16 protein-coding genes are annotated in these 16,354 nt (G+C 68.4%); 5 read left to right on the top strand and 11 right to left on the bottom strand.

Annotated elements, in window-relative coordinates; translation table 11 throughout:
* Window positions 1-240: 240 nt before the first annotated feature.
* A complete protein-coding gene (locus EV138_RS38475; protein WP_133980228.1) occupies window positions 241-2,262 on the top strand; it encodes a serine/threonine-protein kinase in 2,022 nt (673 codons plus the stop codon).
* Between the two features lie 40 nt (window positions 2,263-2,302).
* Here EV138_RS38475 and EV138_RS19100 read toward each other — a convergent pair whose 3' ends face one another.
* The 3 genes from EV138_RS19100 to pdxY form a co-directional block, all read right to left on the bottom strand.
* Entirely contained in the window at window positions 2,303-3,595 is a 1,293-nt protein-coding gene (locus EV138_RS19100; protein ID WP_133980227.1) for an adenylosuccinate synthase, read from the bottom strand.
* Between the two features lie 290 nt (window positions 3,596-3,885).
* Entirely contained in the window at window positions 3,886-4,371 is a 486-nt protein-coding gene (locus tag EV138_RS19095; RefSeq protein WP_133980226.1) for a VOC family protein, read from the bottom strand.
* 67 nt (window positions 4,372-4,438) lie between these two features.
* Window positions 4,439-5,290 (bottom strand): pyridoxal kinase PdxY, encoded by an 852-nt coding sequence (pdxY, locus tag EV138_RS19090; protein ID WP_133980225.1) that lies wholly within the window; start codon window positions 5,288-5,290, stop codon window positions 4,439-4,441.
* A 70-nt stretch (window positions 5,291-5,360) separates the two neighbouring features.
* On the opposite strand from pdxY, the gene EV138_RS19085 reads away from it, so the two are divergent.
* On the top strand, window positions 5,361-6,182 hold the full coding sequence (locus EV138_RS19085) for an AraC family transcriptional regulator (RefSeq protein WP_133980224.1): 822 nt from the start codon (window positions 5,361-5,363) through the stop codon (window positions 6,180-6,182).
* Here the strand turns inward: EV138_RS19085 and EV138_RS19080 are convergent.
* The 3 genes from EV138_RS19080 to EV138_RS19070 all read right to left on the bottom strand — a co-directional run bounded on the left by EV138_RS19080 (window position 6,169) and on the right by EV138_RS19070 (window position 8,780).
* Entirely contained in the window at window positions 6,169-7,386 is a 1,218-nt protein-coding gene (locus tag EV138_RS19080; protein WP_133980223.1) for an MFS transporter, read from the bottom strand. The genes EV138_RS19085 and EV138_RS19080 overlap by 14 nt on opposite strands.
* A gap of 166 nt (window positions 7,387-7,552) precedes the next feature.
* Window positions 7,553-8,305 carry a 2-phosphosulfolactate phosphatase gene (locus EV138_RS19075; RefSeq protein ID WP_133980222.1) on the bottom strand — a complete coding sequence of 251 codons (753 nt, stop codon included), beginning with the start codon at window positions 8,303-8,305 and terminating at the stop codon, window positions 7,553-7,555.
* 67 nt (window positions 8,306-8,372) lie between these two features.
* The gene (locus tag EV138_RS19070; RefSeq protein ID WP_112248542.1) at window positions 8,373-8,780 is read right to left on the bottom strand and encodes a DUF3151 domain-containing protein; all 408 of its coding nucleotides are present in this window, start codon (window positions 8,778-8,780) and stop codon (window positions 8,373-8,375) included.
* Between the two features lie 146 nt (window positions 8,781-8,926).
* On the opposite strand from EV138_RS19070, the gene EV138_RS19065 reads away from it, so the two are divergent.
* On the top strand, window positions 8,927-9,376 hold the full coding sequence (locus EV138_RS19065; protein ID WP_112248543.1) for an HNH endonuclease: 450 nt from the start codon (window positions 8,927-8,929) through the stop codon (window positions 9,374-9,376).
* An 80-nt stretch (window positions 9,377-9,456) separates the two neighbouring features.
* Window positions 9,457-10,551, top strand: coding sequence for a type IV toxin-antitoxin system AbiEi family antitoxin domain-containing protein (locus EV138_RS19060; RefSeq protein WP_238158225.1), 1,095 nt, complete (start codon window positions 9,457-9,459; stop codon window positions 10,549-10,551).
* Here the strand turns inward: EV138_RS19060 and EV138_RS19055 are convergent.
* From EV138_RS19055 to EV138_RS19040, 4 genes are all read right to left on the bottom strand, one after another.
* Window positions 10,520-11,188: a YdcF family protein gene (locus EV138_RS19055; RefSeq protein WP_133980221.1), complete on the bottom strand. Its 669-nt coding sequence runs from the start codon at window positions 11,186-11,188 to the stop codon at window positions 10,520-10,522. The two genes, EV138_RS19060 and EV138_RS19055, sit on opposite strands and share 32 nt — an antisense overlap.
* Before the next feature lie 9 nt (window positions 11,189-11,197).
* Complete coding sequence (locus EV138_RS19050) at window positions 11,198-12,064, bottom strand: LLM class flavin-dependent oxidoreductase (RefSeq protein WP_133980220.1); 867 nt, start codon at window positions 12,062-12,064, stop codon at window positions 11,198-11,200.
* Between the two features lie 292 nt (window positions 12,065-12,356).
* Window positions 12,357-13,382 (bottom strand): class II fructose-bisphosphate aldolase, encoded by a 1,026-nt coding sequence (fbaA, locus tag EV138_RS19045; RefSeq protein ID WP_133980219.1) that lies wholly within the window; start codon window positions 13,380-13,382, stop codon window positions 12,357-12,359.
* 207 nt (window positions 13,383-13,589) lie between these two features.
* Entirely contained in the window at window positions 13,590-14,309 is a 720-nt protein-coding gene (locus tag EV138_RS19040; RefSeq protein WP_112248548.1) for a GntR family transcriptional regulator, read from the bottom strand.
* A gap of 114 nt (window positions 14,310-14,423) precedes the next feature.
* Between EV138_RS19040 and EV138_RS19035 the strand changes: the two genes are divergently transcribed.
* Window positions 14,424-15,476 carry an SIS domain-containing protein gene (locus EV138_RS19035; RefSeq protein WP_238158224.1) on the top strand — a complete coding sequence of 351 codons (1,053 nt, stop codon included), beginning with the start codon at window positions 14,424-14,426 and terminating at the stop codon, window positions 15,474-15,476.
* 21 nt (window positions 15,477-15,497) lie between these two features.
* On the opposite strand, the gene EV138_RS19030 is transcribed toward EV138_RS19035, so the two are convergent.
* Window positions 15,498-16,280 carry an IclR family transcriptional regulator domain-containing protein gene (locus EV138_RS19030; protein WP_133980218.1) on the bottom strand — a complete coding sequence of 261 codons (783 nt, stop codon included), beginning with the start codon at window positions 16,278-16,280 and terminating at the stop codon, window positions 15,498-15,500.
* Between the last annotated feature and the right edge of the window lie 74 nt (window positions 16,281-16,354).

Raw genomic sequence — 16,354 nt, 5'->3', positions numbered from 1 at the left:
CCGGCGGCACTCCCGACCTGCTACCGGCCCAGGCCGGCTTCCGCCAGCAGCATCGCGCCGGTGCACACCGAGGCCATCCAGGACAGTCGCGCATGGGACCAGCCAATAGTGCTTGTGCGCGACTCACCAGCAGCCTGCGAGACGCTGATCGTCAGATTCCGGCCGGGCTGCTTGAGATCGGCTGAATGCTCTCGGTGACGAAAGGCCTTGGTGGGCTTGCGCCGACGTACCGTAGATTCCATGTCAGTGACAGGGGGCCGTCCTACCGCACCGGTAGACGTGGATGCTGCCACCGTGATGGACGAGCAGATCGGGCCGTACAAGCTGCTGCGCCGGCTCGGCCAGGGCGGCATGGGGGTCGTGTATCTCGCCGAAGGGCCTGTGCACAAAGAGGTGGCACTCAAGGTACTGCGGCCGCACGTGGCCCACGATCCGACCGCGCGAGCTCGGCTGGAGCGCGAGGCCACCACACTGCAGAAGGTCAACCACCCCGGCGTCGCCGGCATCCTCGACCACGACCTGCGCGGCGACCGGCCGTACCTGGTCACCCGCTTCATCCCCGGCCGCCCACTGGACGAGCAGGTGGACGAGCGCGGTCCACTGACACCACAGCGCTGGCTGCCGCTGGCCGGCTGCCTCGCCGAGTCGCTACAGGCGATCCACCAGGCAGGGGTGATCCACCGGGACCTCAAGCCCGGCAACGTGATGATGTTCAACGGCAAGCCGGTGATGATCGACTTCGGCATCGCCCAGGCCGCCGACGACCTCCGCCTCACCCAGACCGGCCTGGTGATCGGTACGCCGGGCTACCTCGCGCCGGAGCTGATCGAAGGCGAGATGGTGTCGGAGTCCGCCGACTGGTGGGGCTGGGCCGCCACCGTTGCGTACGCGGCCACTGGACGACGCCCGTTCGGCAAGGGGCCGTTCGAGGTCGTCCTGCATCGCGTCCACACCGGCAAGGCCGACCTGGAAGGACTGGACCCGCGCCTGAAGCCTCTGCTGGCCGCGGCGTTGTCACCTGATCGCCGGGACCGGCCGACCCAGCTCGAGATCATGACCGGCCTCAACCGGTACGCCGAGGGTAGGGACGCCCTCATCCCCGACCCGACGGTCGAGGCGGCGGCCCAAGAGGCGGCCGAGGTCAACCCACCCACTGCGGTGATGACTCGCGTGATGCCGGAGGACGCAGTCGCGGCGACCGCAGTTGCCGGCCACGACCCGGCGGAGGTCGCGAGCCTGGTGCCTTCGGTCATTCCGCCGCTGTCCGCCTTCACACCACTGCGGGACAAGCTGCGGGATGTGGCTGCTCAACAGAAGGCGAAGGCGGCCACTCCGGCGCCGATCCACCCTGCGACTTACAGCCCGGCGCCGGTGGCAGCGGCTCCGCCCGCGCTACCGCTGGGCGCCCAGGGGCCTGCTTACGGTGGCTACCCAGGGCAGGGGGTTGCGCCGTACCAGCCGGCGTACCCGCAAACGTCGTACCAGCCGCAGCCTCAGTTCTACCAACCGCAGCCAGAGCCGCAGTACCAGCCGGAGCCCTACCGCGGTCACCAGCCGCCGGGCCAGAGCGTGGTGCCGAAGCAACCTGCAGGGGACGCCGCTGCACCTGCCAACCAGCAGGTGGCGCGCACTGTGCTACTGGCGGCTCTCATGCTCGCGCTGTCCGGTCTGATGGCGCTCTATCCCGGCTTGGGCCTCCTGGTGACGACGCTGCTGCTGGTGTTCGCCAGGACGGTCGACCGCGGGAGTACTGCACTGATGCGCCGCCGTCAGGTTCGCGGTGGACGCGGCAAGTCGGACGGCGTCATCGCGATCGCGGCCAGCCCGGTGCACCTGATGGCAGCCTCACTGATCACACTGTTCTGCCTGATCCTGCCGGTCATCGTGGGCTTCATAGTCGGCGGCATCGTGACCGCCGGTGCGGCCAACTCGCACGGCACTGGATGGGAGCCCTTGTCGGCAGTCGGCTTCGGCACTGGCGGCGTCGCGGGACTGCTCGCCGCCTGGTGGGGACCTGGCGGTAGTTCGTTACGCCGAGGCGCCAAGATCACCTTGCGCTCGGCCGTTCGCCCAGCGTGGCTGAGCCTGCTGGTCGCAGTACTGCTGGTCGTCGCTGCTGTCGCGGCATTCAGTGGCGCATCCAACGGCTCCGGCTCCCGATGGGCCCGTACTGCGATCCACGTCCCCTCAGCGTCACAGCTCACCGACGTCCGCGGCTATCCCCTGATCCGCGACCTCCCCATCATCGGCAACAACCGCTGAGCCCACCCCCCAGCTGCAGGGGTGGGCTCAGGGGTCAGATTCAGATCCGGTTGTCGAGGATCACCATCTGGGAGCGCTCCGGGCCGACGCCGACCGCGGAGATCGGCGCGCCGCTGATCGCCTCGACCGCCTTGACGTAGGTCTGCGCGTTCTTCGGCAGATCCTCGAACGTCCGGCAGCCGGTGATGTCCTCGGACCAGCCGTCGAACTCCTCGTAGACCGGCGTCGCGTGGTGGAAGTCGGTCTGCGTCATCGGCATCTCGTCGTGCCGGACCCCGTTCACGTCGTACGCGACGCAGACCGGGATCTTCTCCCGCCCGGTCAACGTGTCCAGCTTGGTGAGCACGAAGTCGGTGACGCCGTTGACGCGAGCGGCGTACCGGGCGATCACCGCGTCGTACCAGCCGCAGCGACGCGGCCGGCCGGTCGTCGTACCGAACTCGAAGCCCTGCTGGCGCAGCCACTCACCGTCCGCGTCGAGCAGTTCGGTCGGGAACGGACCCTCGCCGACGCGGGTCGTGTACGCCTTGACGACCGCCATCACGCGGTCGATCCGGGTCGGCGGGATGCCGGAGCCGGTGCAGGCGCCCGCCGAGATCGCGTTCGACGAGGTGACGAACGGGTAGGTGCCGTGGTCGACGTCCAGCAGGGTCGCCTGGCCGGCCTCCATCAGCACGGTCTTGCCCGCGTCCAGGGCCTGGCCGAGCAGCAGGCTCGTGTCGGCGACCATGGGACGCAGGCGTTCGGCGTACCCGAGCAGTTCGTCCATCACCTCGGCGATCTCGACCGCGCGGCGGTTGTAGACCTTCACCAGCAGCTGGTTCTTCTGCTCCAGCGCGCCGGTGACCTTCTGCTCCAGGATCTTCTCGTCGTAGAGGTCCTGGACCCGGATGCCGATCCGGTTCATCTTGTCCGCGTACGTCGGGCCGATGCCGCGCCCGGTGGTGCCGATCTTGCGGCTCCCCAGGAACCGCTCGGCCACCTTGTCCAGGGTCCGGTTGTACGGCGGGATCAGGTGCGCGTTCGCGCTGACCACCAGCCGGCTCGTGTCGACCCCACGGGCGTTCAGCGCGTCCAGCTCCTCGAACAGCACGCTGAGATCGACCACCACCCCGTTGCCGATCACCGGGGTCACCCCGGGGGTCAGGATCCCGCTCGGCAGCAGGTGCAGCGCGTACTTCTCGGTGCCGATCACCACCGTGTGGCCGGCGTTGTTACCGCCGTTGAACTTCACCACGTAGTCGATCTCGGCCCCGGTGTTGCCGAGCAGGTCGGTCGCCTTGCCTTTGCCCTCATCGCCCCACTGGGCGCCGACGAGCACGATTGCGGGCATCTCAGCCCTCCTCTTGGCCGTGTCAGTCTTGGCCGCATAAGAAAACGGTGAAGCCCGGACGCGTTCACCGAGAGTTCACTCGGTGAGGCTTCCAGGCTCTTGCGACAGGAGTCTACCGGACCTGCGCATTACCACGCTGAGGCCGTGCGTGACGGGCAACACGTGACATCGTGCGTTTAATTCACTACGACGGGTTGCGGTTTACCGTGATCACGTGCACACTCTTAGTCAGCGGCCCGCCGAAACTGCCGCAGGGGACGGTTCCGGCGGGCCGCTTTCTTCGTGCCCGCTCAGTCGAGGCCCTCGGGGTTCGAGGCCAGCCACTCCTTCACCCGGCGGTCGGCTTCTTCCGGCGAGACGTCCTCGACCTTGGTGAGGATCGCCCAGCGGTGGCCGAACGGGTCGATCACCGTGCCGAACCGGTCGCCGGTCATGAACGTCTGGACCGCCTCCACCTGCCGCGCCCCGGCCTCGATCGCCCGGGCGAAGGTGGCGTCCACGTCCTCGGTGTAGTGCACCAGCGACGAGTGCACCCACTCGCCGTTCGGCGCCCGCAGTCCGATCTGCGGCATCTCGTCACTCAGCTGCAGCATCGAGTTGCCGATCTTCAGCTCCGCCTGGCCGACCCGGCCGTCGGGCATGTCCTGCCGGCTGATCACCTCGGCTCCGAACACCTGCTGGTAGAACTCGATCGCCTTCGGGCCGTCGTTGACCGCGAGGTACGGGGTGAGCGAGTGGTAGCCGGCCGGGATGGGGTTCACCTTGTTCGTCGTCATGCCCTCAGTCTTCGCGACAGGCCCCCGGTGGGTCTTGTAAGAACGCGACAGGCCGGGACTGGGCTGATCAGGCGACGCGGCGTGGCTTGAACTGCATCGGCGGGTCGGCGTACGCGTCCTGTGACTCGACGAGCTGCAACTCGCGCTCACCCGACTCGTGCGTGCGCGTGAGCAGCTCGAACACGCTCGAGGTCGTCCGGGCGAGTGCCTCCGCAAGGTCGCCCGTACGACGGTAGTGGGCCGTGAAGAGCGCGGCCGTCACGTCGCCCGAACCGTTCGCCTTCATCGGGATGTACGGCGTCTGCACGAGCCACGCGCCGCTGTCGTCGACGGCGAGCATCTCGATCGTGCCGTCCTCGCGGTCGGGTCGCTCGACGCTGGTGACGAGCACCGTGCGCGGCCCGGTCGCGCGCACCAGCTCCACCGAGGCCAGCGTGGACTCGAGAGTGTCCGGCTCGGTGCCGGTCAGGAAACCCAGCTCGAACTGGTTGGGCGTGATGATGTCGGCCGCCGGCACCACCCGATCGCGCAGCAGCACAGGGATGGCCGGAGCAACGAAGCACCCGCTCTTCGCGTTCCCCATCACCGGATCGCAGGAGTACACCGCCGCGGGATTCGCGGCCTTGACCCGCTGCACCGTTTCGAGGATGACGTCGGCGATCCCCTCGCCACCTTGGTAGCCGGAGAGAATCACGTCGATCTGCGGAAGGACTCCACGGTCCTCGATGCCCAGCAGCACCTCGCGGACGTCGTCCGGGCTGATCATCGGTCCGCGCCACGCTCCGTAGCCGGTGTGGTTCGAGAAGTTGACCGTGTACACGGGCAGCACCTCGACACCGATGCGCTGGAGCGGAAAGACGGCCGCCGAATTGCCCACGTGCCCGAAGGCGACCGCGGACTGGATCGAGAGAATCTTCACCGCCCGATCATCGCACTGCCGCCTCGGCGGCAGACCGGAGGTTGTCGGTGCGCTGTCGTAGGTTTGGCCTGTGCCGAGCGAGCCGACCCACAGCGAGAAGGGCATCCTGCATCCACGGGAGCAGGCCCGGCACCGAAACCTGTCCAGGCTCGCCGCCGGGCCGGGCATCGACCGGTTCGTCGAGTGGTACTGGATCGTCGAGTGGGACCTGCCCGAGCCGTACGTCGCGGAGGTGCTGCCCTTCCCGAGCGTGAACCTCACCTTCGAGGAGCCCGGTGGCGCGTTCGTGAACGGTGTCTGCACGACCAAGTTCGAGCGTGAGCTGGTCGGCCGCGGCCGGTGCTTCGGAGTGAAGTTCTGGGCCGGCGGGTTCGGTGCGGTGACGGGGCTCGACGTCGGCTCGTTCCGCGACCAGGTGCTGCCGCTGCGCGAGGTCTTCGACGACGCCGACCGGCTGGCCGACCTGGTCTTCGCCGAGGATTCCGACGTACGCCGGCGTGCGGTGGTCGAGGCGTTCCTGTCCGATCATCTGGTGGTGGAAGACCCGCAGTACGAGCTGGTCCGGGCCGTCATCGCGGCGATGAGTGTGGACCGCACGCTGACCCGGGTCGACCAGGTGACCGAGCGGTTCGACCTGCCGATCCGCAAACTGCAGCGCCTCTTCCGCCGCTACGTCGGCGTGGGTCCGAAGTGGGTGCTCCGCCGGTACCGCCTGCACGACGGCGCAGACCTGCTCGCCCGCGGTGAGTCCGCGGAGCTGGCCGACCTCGCCATCGCGCTCGGCTACTTCGACCAGGCCCACTTCTCCCACGAGTTCAAGGAACAGATCGGCCTGACCCCGGCGGACTACGCCGCCCGGGCCCAGGCCGAACGCCAGATCACCTACCGGTAGTTCTCCGAACGACCACGGCCATCGCGGTGGCGAAGAGGGTTGCCGCCAGGGCTTGCGCGAAGCCCAGATGCGGGCCGTGGGTGTCGACGGCTCGTCCGGCGATGGCAGCGCCGAGAGCGATGCCTGCGGCACTACCGGAGTTGAGCCAGGTAAAGGCCTGGGTGAGTACTGCGGGCTCTACCTCAGCTTCCGTCAGTACTGCGGAGAGCACCTGGATCGGAGCGAGTGCGAGACCGGGAAGGGCCAGCGCCAAGGCGAGAGCGAGTGGACTGTTCACAGCCAGCAAGGGCACGCAGGTGACGGCCAGGATCGTCATGGCGAGGACGAGTTGGGTCGGCGCAGGGAGCCGCCATCGCCTTGCTCCGTAGGCGACACCGGCGATCAGGCTGATCAGACTGGTGATGCTGTAGAGCGGTCCCGCCAGAGACGCGGACCCTCTGTCGACAGCGAACGCCGTGACCGAGACCTGCATGCTCCCGAAGAACAGACCGACGCCGACGTTCGTACCGACCATGGCGAGGAATCCCTTGCGCAGCAGGCGTTCCGAGCTCGCTTGAGAATCCGCTGCGGCCGACGGCGGCGCAGTACTGCGTTGTGCGGCGAGCGCGAAGCCACCGGCCAGCACCAACCCTGTAGCCAGCACAGAGCCTGCCACTGGAGATACCAAAGCACTGACCGTTCCGATCAGTGCTGGGCCGACCAGGAAGGCCATACCGGTTCCCAGTGATTCCAGCGCGAACGCCGATGAGATGACTGGATCACCGCGCAGTGCATGGGACCAACGGGCTGCTGTCTGCGCACCGATCTGCGGCAACGACCCGCCTGCCAGTACTCCGGCCAGCACGAGCATCCACAGTGGGGCAGCGGACAGAGTCAGCAGAATCAACAGCGCGACGGCAGATGCGTGCAGCAACAAGGTGACCGGCAGCATCCGGCTCTGGCCGTACCGGTCGATCAGCCGGGCCACCTGCGGCCCACCGATTGCTTCGGCCACGGCAAAGCCGCCCGTCACGGTACCGGCGACGGCGTACGAGCCGGTTGAACCGTGGACGAGCCAGACGATGCCGAGGCCGGTCATGGCGATGCCGATGCGCGCGGGCGCAGCGGCTAGATAGAACTTCCACGCTCCGGGCGTCTGCAGGGCTGCGCTGTAGCCGCTCTGCTGCCTTTCGGGCGTGCGGATCCGTCCGGAGACAACCGGCACGGTAGGACCTTCCGCTGCCCGGCGGGGCGGTGATCTGACCGTGGGCGTCCTGCTCTGCCGGTCCGTCGATGCCGCCTACAACCGTCCATTTTCGGTAGGAAGCGGGGACGCACGCCGCCTACCGGCTCTATCACCGGGCAGTACCTCTAGGTTTCTGGTGACGAGCTCAGTCTACTCGGAACACGCCATCGCGCAGTACCGGCACGGACAGACTGGCGCCGACCTCACCCGCGATCCCGACGTCTTCGGCGAATCCGTACGCCGTGAGCTCCCGTCCGCCGGCGCTCTCGTACAGCAGGCCCGGTAGCTCAGCGGCGACCTCTCTGTACGCGGCCGCGGCCGCTCTTGCCTCCGGAGATAGCGGACCAACGCGGCTGTCAGCCAGTGCGGACAGGAATGCCCCTGCACCCCAAAGGTCTTCCACTGCAGGACGCAGCGAACCGTCCGTCCATCTCTCCCCCGCGGCGATGGCGACGGCTGTCAGCGATGAGTTTCTCGCCAGTTCGGTCGCGACGTACGCCGCCGCGGCTGCCGCGTTGCGGAGAGAGACGGCGAGCACGGTCGATCCGCTGTCCGAGAGTTGCTGAGAGATCGTCGAGCCGTTGGGGGACGGCAGTACGAGCCGCCGGACGTTCTCGGCCCGCCGGATCGTCACCGGCGACAGGCTGATGCCGTCGGCACCCGCCTGCCCCCGGCCGACCGCCAGGGCAGCTCGGTGCTCCTTGGCGAAGGTTGCGGCCGATTCATCCCGCCAGCGATAAGGCAGCACCTGAATGCCTTTGTCCGCAGCAACCGTCACCGCAGTGGTGAACGACAGAACGTCCACCACTGCGACCAGGTCACCGCGGACCGTGGCCGCCCCGACCGGACCCCAGTCGAAGCCGACGCGATACCCGTACTGCGAATAGGGGCTGGTCACCGACGGATCATCGCCCGCCGGCGCCGGCCCCGCCAAGTTCTTTCAGCTCAGCCTCTGGTTGTGGCGGTCAGCTGAGGACGTCCGCGGCGGTCGGGGACGAGTCGCGCAGGAAGGTGGCGCAACGCTCGGCCTCGTCCTTCTCGTCGATGACGGCGGCCGCCTTGCCCAGAACGGCCAGGCAGCGCAGGAAGCCGCGGTTCGGCTCGTGCTCCCAGGGGACCGGCCCGTGACCCTTCCAGCCGTTGCGCCGGAGCAGGTCGAGGCCACGGTGGTAGCCGGTGCGTGCGTAGGCATACGCCTCGATGGTGCGGCCGTCCTCGAACGCCGCCTCGGCCAGCACCGACCAGGCCAGCGAAGAGGTCGGGAACTTGGCGGCGATGTCCACCGCAGCGGCCCCGGCGGCGAGTTCCGCCGCGGCCGGGTCTACGGGGAGTAGTGTCTCGGGTGGACCTGAGAGCAGATTGTTCAATTCCATAGGCACATCTTCGCCGATCACGCAGCCGATGCGGCATGTGACCGTCTGGCGAAATCCGTTGACCGTTCACCGGACGGCCACGGATGCTTGAGACCCTGCGTCGAGACCGCCGTGGTTCCCAGCTACGGCCGGAAGGGAGGCATCGGATGAGTGTCATCGTCCTGAACGCGTCTTACGAGCCGCTGCACACCGTGTCGATCCAGCACGCCATCCGGATGCTGGTCCGCGAGGTCGCGGTGGTCGAAGAGGCGCACGGCGAACGGACCATCGGCCCCTTTCCAGTGCCTCGCGTGCTCCGCCTGGTCCGGTACGTGGTCACCCATTGGCGGTATGCGGCCGGCCGGATGAAGTACAGCAAGCACGGCGTACTGAGGCGGGACAGGTTCCGCTGTGCCTATTGCGGCCTGGACAACGCCGACACCATGGATCATGTCCAACCCAGATCCAGGGGTGGCCGGACCGAATGGCTGAACGCAGTGGCCGCCCATGCCTCGTGCAACGAGCGCAAAGGCAACCGGACCCCGTCCGAGGCCAACATGCCGCTCCTCTGGCAACCTTGGGTACCGACCCGCGCCGAGCTCGTCATACAGACATGACGGGCTTTTTTCATGCCCTCTTGTCCACAGCTTTGAAGTAGCGGCGACGATCCGGGGCCGATCGCTGCATCTTCTCCGGTGTGAACCCACAACTCAGCGTGATGACCCTCATCCGTGGCGGGGTGTTCACCCGTGCCGATGCGCGCGCGTGTGGCTACCCCGACCCGGACATCGACTCCCTGCTGGAGACCGGCAACTGGCGCCGGATCCGGCCGGGCACCTACGCGCCGTACCAGGTGCTCACCGTGGTGGACGAGCGAATGGTCCACCTCCGACGGGCCTACCGCCTCCTCCGGTACGGCGAGGCCGGGCTGACCGCCAGCCACCAGTCGGCCGCGGCCCTGCACGGCCTCCCCACCTGGGGTCTCGACCTCAGCCGGGTCCACGTGACCGCACGCGACGGCCGGCCGGGCCGTCACGCGGGCGGCGTGCACCGGCACGTTCGTGACCCGGTCGGCCCACAGGTCCTGACCTGGAACAAGTTGCGCATGGCATCGCCGGCCCGAGCCGTCGCCGAGGTCGCCGCCGTCGCCGATCGAGCACCCGCCGTCGCCCTGGCCGAAGCCGCCCTGTACGCCGGGTTGGCGAGTCCTGTTGGTCTGCGGCGCGCGACAACCCAGTTGGTGCGGGGCTTTCAGCGAGCCCATCGGGTGATCGAGCTCGCCGGGACGGAGTCTGCCTCGGTGGCCGAGTCTCGGCTACGCCTCATCCTGTCCGAGGCGGGACTGCCGGCGCCGTTGTCTTGTCCACCGCCACTCGACCCGTCGGCCGCCGATCCCTCGCTCACCGAGTCCTCGTCCGTCGGCGAAGGTGGGGAGACCGCTGCCCTCTGGTTTCCGGACGAGCGGACGGTGATCGAGTTCGAGCCCCGTTTTCCCTTTCCCTGTTGCGTTTCCGATGACGACACCGAGGAGCTGACCGACCATGCGACCTCAGCCCACGAACCGGGCCCTCCCGACTACGAGTCCTACCCCGAGCCCCTCGAGTACTGCTGGATCTCCTGGCCCGACCTCGACAATCCCGCCGAGGTCGTGGACCGCATCCGCACCACCTTCACCCGAGCCACCCGCCGTACCGGCATCCGCCTCTTCGACCCCACCCGCCGGAAGCCAGGCGTCCGCAGACACTGGCCCGGCCGACTCGTCACTCCGACTCAAGAGGATCTCCCAAGCTGACAGCCGTAGGCCTGACGATCCCGCCGTTCAACTGAGCGCGGTCGACGGAGGAGAGGTTGCGTTTGCCGAGGGCAGCGAGGAATGGCTTGGCAAGGATCCATTCGCCGAAGCGGTAGTCATCGCCGCGGACCACGCGGTCGGCCAGGTCGGGGCGCAGTCGGCGCAGGTAGGCGCGCGCCTTCTCGGCATGGAGGGAATGAGAGACGATCTTGATCCGGGTCGCGTCCTCGATCAACGGGATCGCGTTCTGAACGTTCTCCCAGGTGCTCCGGCTGGTCGTGTCCAGCGCAAGCTCGCCCTGGTAACCGCGTACTTCTCTCGCATAACAAGCCATCAACTCAGCCTCGGATACTGCGCCGCCGATCGGCCCTCCGCACACCACCAGCCGAGTCGGTCCATCCGCCCGCTGAGACCGAAGACCCACCCGCACCCGCCACCGATTCACCGCATTGATCCGCGCCCCAGCATTCCGAAACCCCAACACCACAACAGCCTCGACCCCGCGGCCAGACCCAGCCACTCCGACATCGGCGGAGCGCAGGCGGCGATGAGAGGCGCGCCAGTGTTCGTATTCGCCCCAGAGCAGGAGCAGGATCGTTCCACCCACACCGCAGGCGGTCGCTCGCCGGACACCCATCTGGCAACTCTAGATATCCGCAGGTGTCACCTCATGCCGGCCCGCAACCGACTGGCGCTCTCCGGAGAAGGGGCCGTCGGCAACTACTGCCGCGACCTCCGAGCGACGGATGTTGTCTTGGTCGAACTCGGTCAGACACCAGGTCGCGCCCTCGGCAGCAAAGGGCCGCGGGTCCGTGCCCGGCGGCAGCGCGACCACCACGTCGTACGGCGCGGTGCGGTCCTCACGAAACTCTTGAACGCCTTCCACCGCCTCTGCGAGTTGATCCGGTTGCGTGAGGTTGACCGGGAAGAACCCGTCGTACCGCGCCGCCCGGCGCCGGGGCCGGACCTTCCCCGGGAAGCCCGCGATCCAGATCGGCACCCCGCCGTCCTGCGCCGGCCTGGGCAGGAACTCGACGTCGTCGACGATGTAGTTGTCGGTGCGATGACGGACGGTCTCCCCCGACCACGCCGCCTGCAGGATGCTGAGGGACTCATCGGTCAGTTCGGCGCGTTTGCGGTCGTCGACCTCGTCGCCGAAGCGGCTGAACTCCGCACCGAACCGGTCACTGCCGATGCCGACGCCGAGGGTCAGCCGCCCTCCACTCAGTACGTCGAGGGTCGCGGTCTGCCGGCCGACGACGGCAGGTCGCCGCCGCGCCAGTGGCGTCACCATCGGCCCGAGCCGCAAGGTCTCGGTCGCCATCGCGGCGGCGGTGAGCGCGACCCACGGGTCGGCGACCGCGCGCACCGGCTCCCGCCAGCGCACGTGGTCCCACACGAACAGCCCGTCCCACCCCGCTTCCTCAGCACTCGCGGCCAACTCGGCGACCACGCGCGCATCGGCCAATTCGTCGAACAACGGAATCCAGACAGCAGACTTCAAAGACGCCATGCCCTGACGATAGGAGAGCGACCCCTTCTCTGCCGGCGCTCCGCACCCGACCCACACCCAACCCACAGGCCCCAGCGCTCGCCACCCGTCGCTCCCAAGCGGGTGAGGGCACCGCGACCTGCGCGGGCAACAAAGTGCCCGCCACACAAGGTGACGGGCACTCTCGATGGAGCCGTTGTAACCGCGAGCGGCTGAGATTCTGCTCGCGCAGGTGCTGAGTTCGCGCGGGTGCTGCGTTACAGGCAGCCCGTCCACCGATGAGTAGGTGGACGAGGCTGCCGGGTGGGGTGGGTCAGGCGAGGAGGGAGGTGCCGGTGGAGCGGAGGTTCTCGCAGGCCTCGGCTACGCGCTTGGCCATGCCCGCCTCGGCGGCCTTGCCCCAGGCGCGCGGGTCGTAGGCCTTCTTGTTGCCGACCTCGCCGTCGATCTTCAGCACACCGTCGTAGTTGGTGAACATGTGCCCGGCGACCGGACGAGAGAACGCGTACTGCGTGTCGGTGTCGACGTTCATCTTGATCACGCCGTGGTCGACCGCTGCCCGGATCTCTTCCAGCGTCGAGCCGGAGCCACCGTGGAAGACGAGGTCGAACGGACGCTCCTTGCCGACCTTGGCGCCGACCTGGTCCTGGATCTGCTTGAGGATCTCCGGCCGCAGCTTCACCGAGCCCGGCTTGTAGACGCCGTGCACGTTGCCGAAGGTCAGCGCGGTCAGGTAGCGGCCGTGCTCGCCGGTGCCGAGCGCCTCGACCGTGGCCAGGCCGTCCTCGACGGTGGTGTAGAGCTTCTCGTTGATCTCGTTCGCGACGCCGTCCTCCTCACCACCGACGACGCCCACCTCGATCTCGAGCACGATCTTGGCCGCGGCGGCCTTGGCCAGCAGCTCCTTGGCGATCTCGAGGTTCTCCTCCAGCGGCACCGCGGAACCGTCCCACATGTGCGACTGGAACAGCGGGTTCTCGCCGCGGGCGACCCGCTCGGCGGAGATCTCCAGCAGCGGCCGGACGAAGCCGTCCAGCTTGTCCTTGGGGCAGTGGTCGGTGTGCAGCGCGATGTTCACGTTGTAGTTCTTCGCGACCTCGTGCGCGTACGCCGCCAGCGCGACCGAACCGGTGACCATGTTCTTCACGGTCGAGCCGGACAGGTACTCCGCGCCGCCGGTGGAGACCTGGACGATGCCGTCCGAGCCCGCCTCGGCGAAACCGCGGATCGCGGCGGTCAGCGTCTGCGACGAGCTGACGTTGATGGCCGGGTAGGCGAAGCTGTTCTGCTTGGCCTTGTCCAGCATCTCGGCGTAGACCTCAGGGGTGGCAATAGGCATGTCTCGCGGTACTCCTCACAGCAAAAGAACGTGTGGGTCGAGCTCCAGTATCACCGTCGCGTACGTCGTCGTACGCGGCGGCCTCCTTGCCGGGCCGGCCAGGTAGCCGGGGAGCGAACAGCTGGCTGAGAGACCAGTTCATGAAGAGGACTGATCCAGTTCGTTGCGGCGCCGGGTCGGCTCTGTTGCGTCACCGGCACCGGGGAATCAGGCCGATCCGGTCCGCGGGCCACGCGGTGTCAGGGCCATGTGCAGGCGATAACGGTCGGCCCGGTAGGCCGACCAGGACAGTTCGACGACCTTACGGCCGGCGAAGGTGGTGCGCTCGAGGACCAGCAGGGGTGCCCGCCTGGCCACACCGAGGACCCGGGCGACATGACCGTCGGCGTTGTCCGCCCGGACGGTCTGCTCACCCGAGGTGACGACGACGTCGTACTCGCTGGCGAAGACGTCGTACAGGGTGCCGAGCTCGCGGCCGAGCAGGCCGGGGAAGAGCGCGGACGGGTAGTAGCCGATCTCGTACGCCATCGGCGAGGCGTCGGCGGTGCGCAGCCGCTCGACCCGGATCACCTTGGTGCCCTTCGGAACGCGCAGGCCCTTGGCCGTCTCGTCGGAGGCCTCGATCTCGGTCGCCGACAGCACCACCGTGCCCGGCTCGAGCCCGCGGGCCCGCATCTCCCGGGAGAACGAGGTGAGGTGCAGCTGCGAGTCGACCTGAGGACCGGTGACGAAGGTGCCCTTGCCGTGCACGCGCTCCAGCGCGCCGGACTCGACCAGGTCACTGATCGCCTGCCGGACGGTGACCCGGGAGACGTTCAGTTTGTCCACCAGGGCACGCTCGGAGGGGATCGGGTCACCCGGGTGCAGCTCGACGTCGATCAGCCGTTCGAGCACCGATCGGACCTGGGCCCGCTTGGTAGCCACCATCGAATCTCGATCCTCCAGACCTGGGCGGCCACACAGGGGGTGCCCCGGTACGCCGCGCACTGCTATCGTGCGCATCATACCTGTTAAGACCAGATAGGACCAGTGATCGTTGTGGTGTCAACGCCCGTCCCCGCCCCGGCAACCCAGATGGCCCGCGAGATCGCCGAACAGCCCGCGGCGCTGGCCGCGACCTTCGATTCTCTGCTGCCGTTGCGCCACGACGTCACCCGGCTGGCCGCGGGGCGCCGGAACGTGATCTTCGTGGCCCGCGGATCGTCCGACAACGCGGGCGTCTACGGGCGCTACCTGACCGAGATCCACGCCGGCCGGCAGGCGTCCCTGGCGGCACCGTCGGTCGCCACCCTGTACGGCGCCAACCTCGACCTGTCGAACTCCCTGGTCGTCGCGGTCAGCCAGTCCGGTGCCACCCAGGAGATCGTCGACACGGCCGAGTGGGCCAAGCGCAACGGCGCGGCCGTCGTCGGCATCACCAACGACGGCGACAGCCCGCTGGCCTCGACCGCCGACGTCGCGCTGATCACCCAGGCCGGCAAGGAACTCGCGGTCCCGGCGACCAAGACCTACACCACGCAGCTGGCCGCGATCACTGTCGCCGTCGACGCGCTGGCGCAGAAGCCGGGCACGCTCGACGCCGACATCGCCCGGGTTCCGGACGCAGCCGCGAAGATGCTCGAGGGCTCGGTCGAGGCCGCCGCCGACCTGCTCGCCGGTGCGCACGACGTACTGTCCAGCGGTCGCGGCCTCACCTTCGGTACGACGCTCGAGGTGGCCCTCAAGCTCGAGGAGACCTGCCTGCAGCCGGTCCGCGGACTCTCGTACGCCGACCTCAAGCACGGCCCGATCGCCGTCGTCGACGCGGACCTGGTCACCATCCTCGTCGCGGCCGCCGACGGGCCCGCACTGCCAGGGATGACCGAGCTGGCCGCGATCGTGCGCGAGAAGGGCAGCAAGATCCTCGGTATCGGCGGCGACGCGACCTTCGCCTCCCGCTGCGACGTGAACCTACCCGGCCCGGACCTGCCGGAGACGCTGTCCCCGCTCGCCCTGGTGATCCCCGCCCAACGCGCCATCGAGGCCCTGGCCCGCAAGCTCGGCCTCGACCCCGACGCCCCCCGCGGCCTCCGCAAGGTCACCCAGACCGACTGACGTCGGCACGCGTCGCTGCGGTCAGATCCGGCCGCGGCGGCGTAGCGCGGTGCTGATGCTTTCCGCGCACTCCTGTAGAGGGTGCAGTACGTCGGAACGGAGGGCTGCTCGTGACGTTCGGGATGCGTGGGCCGAGACGTTCAGTGCGGCCACCGGTCGGCCACGGGAGTCTCTGATCGGTACTGCGATCGACCGCAGTCCCAGCTCCAGCTCCTGATCCACCAGCGCATACCCGTCGACCCCGGCGCGGGCCACCACCTCCCGCAGCTCGTCTGCCGACGTCACCGTGTGCTCCGTATGCGCCTCAGCCTCCAGTGACTCCAGGTACGCGGACAGCTCCTCCTCCGGCAGCCCCGCGAGCAGCACTCGCCCCATAGAAGTCGCGTACGCCGGGAGGCGCGCCCCCACGCCCAGCGCGACCGTCATGATCCGGCTGGTGGGCACCCGGGCGACGTAGACGATGTCGGGCAGGTCCAGCGTCGCTATCGAGCACGACTCCCGCGTCTTGGCGCTCAGCTCCTCCATGAACGGGCCGGCGATGTCGCCGAGGTCCAGGGATGACAGGTACGCCCAGCCCAGCGCCAGCACCCGCGGCGTCAGCGAGAACCGCCGCCCGTCGCTGCGCACATAGCCGAGCTCTTCCAGCGTCAGCAAGATCCGCCGGGCAGTGGCCGGAGTGATGCCCACATCTCTGGCCACTTCGCTCAGCGTCAGCGACGGCGCATCCGCCGAGAACGCCCGGATCACCGCCAGCCCACGCTCGAGCCCCTGCAGGAAAGTCCCCATAGACGCCTCAGCAGCCATCAGCTACGCTCTTTTCGTTGAAAGAAAAACTTTTCGCTGAGCGAAATCTACTCAGACGGTAACCGAGAACAGGG

Source organism: Kribbella voronezhensis, assembly GCF_004365175.1.
Taxonomy (GTDB): Bacteria; Actinomycetota; Actinomycetes; order Propionibacteriales; family Kribbellaceae; genus Kribbella; species Kribbella voronezhensis.
This window is presented reverse-complemented; position numbering and strand designations above follow the sequence as displayed.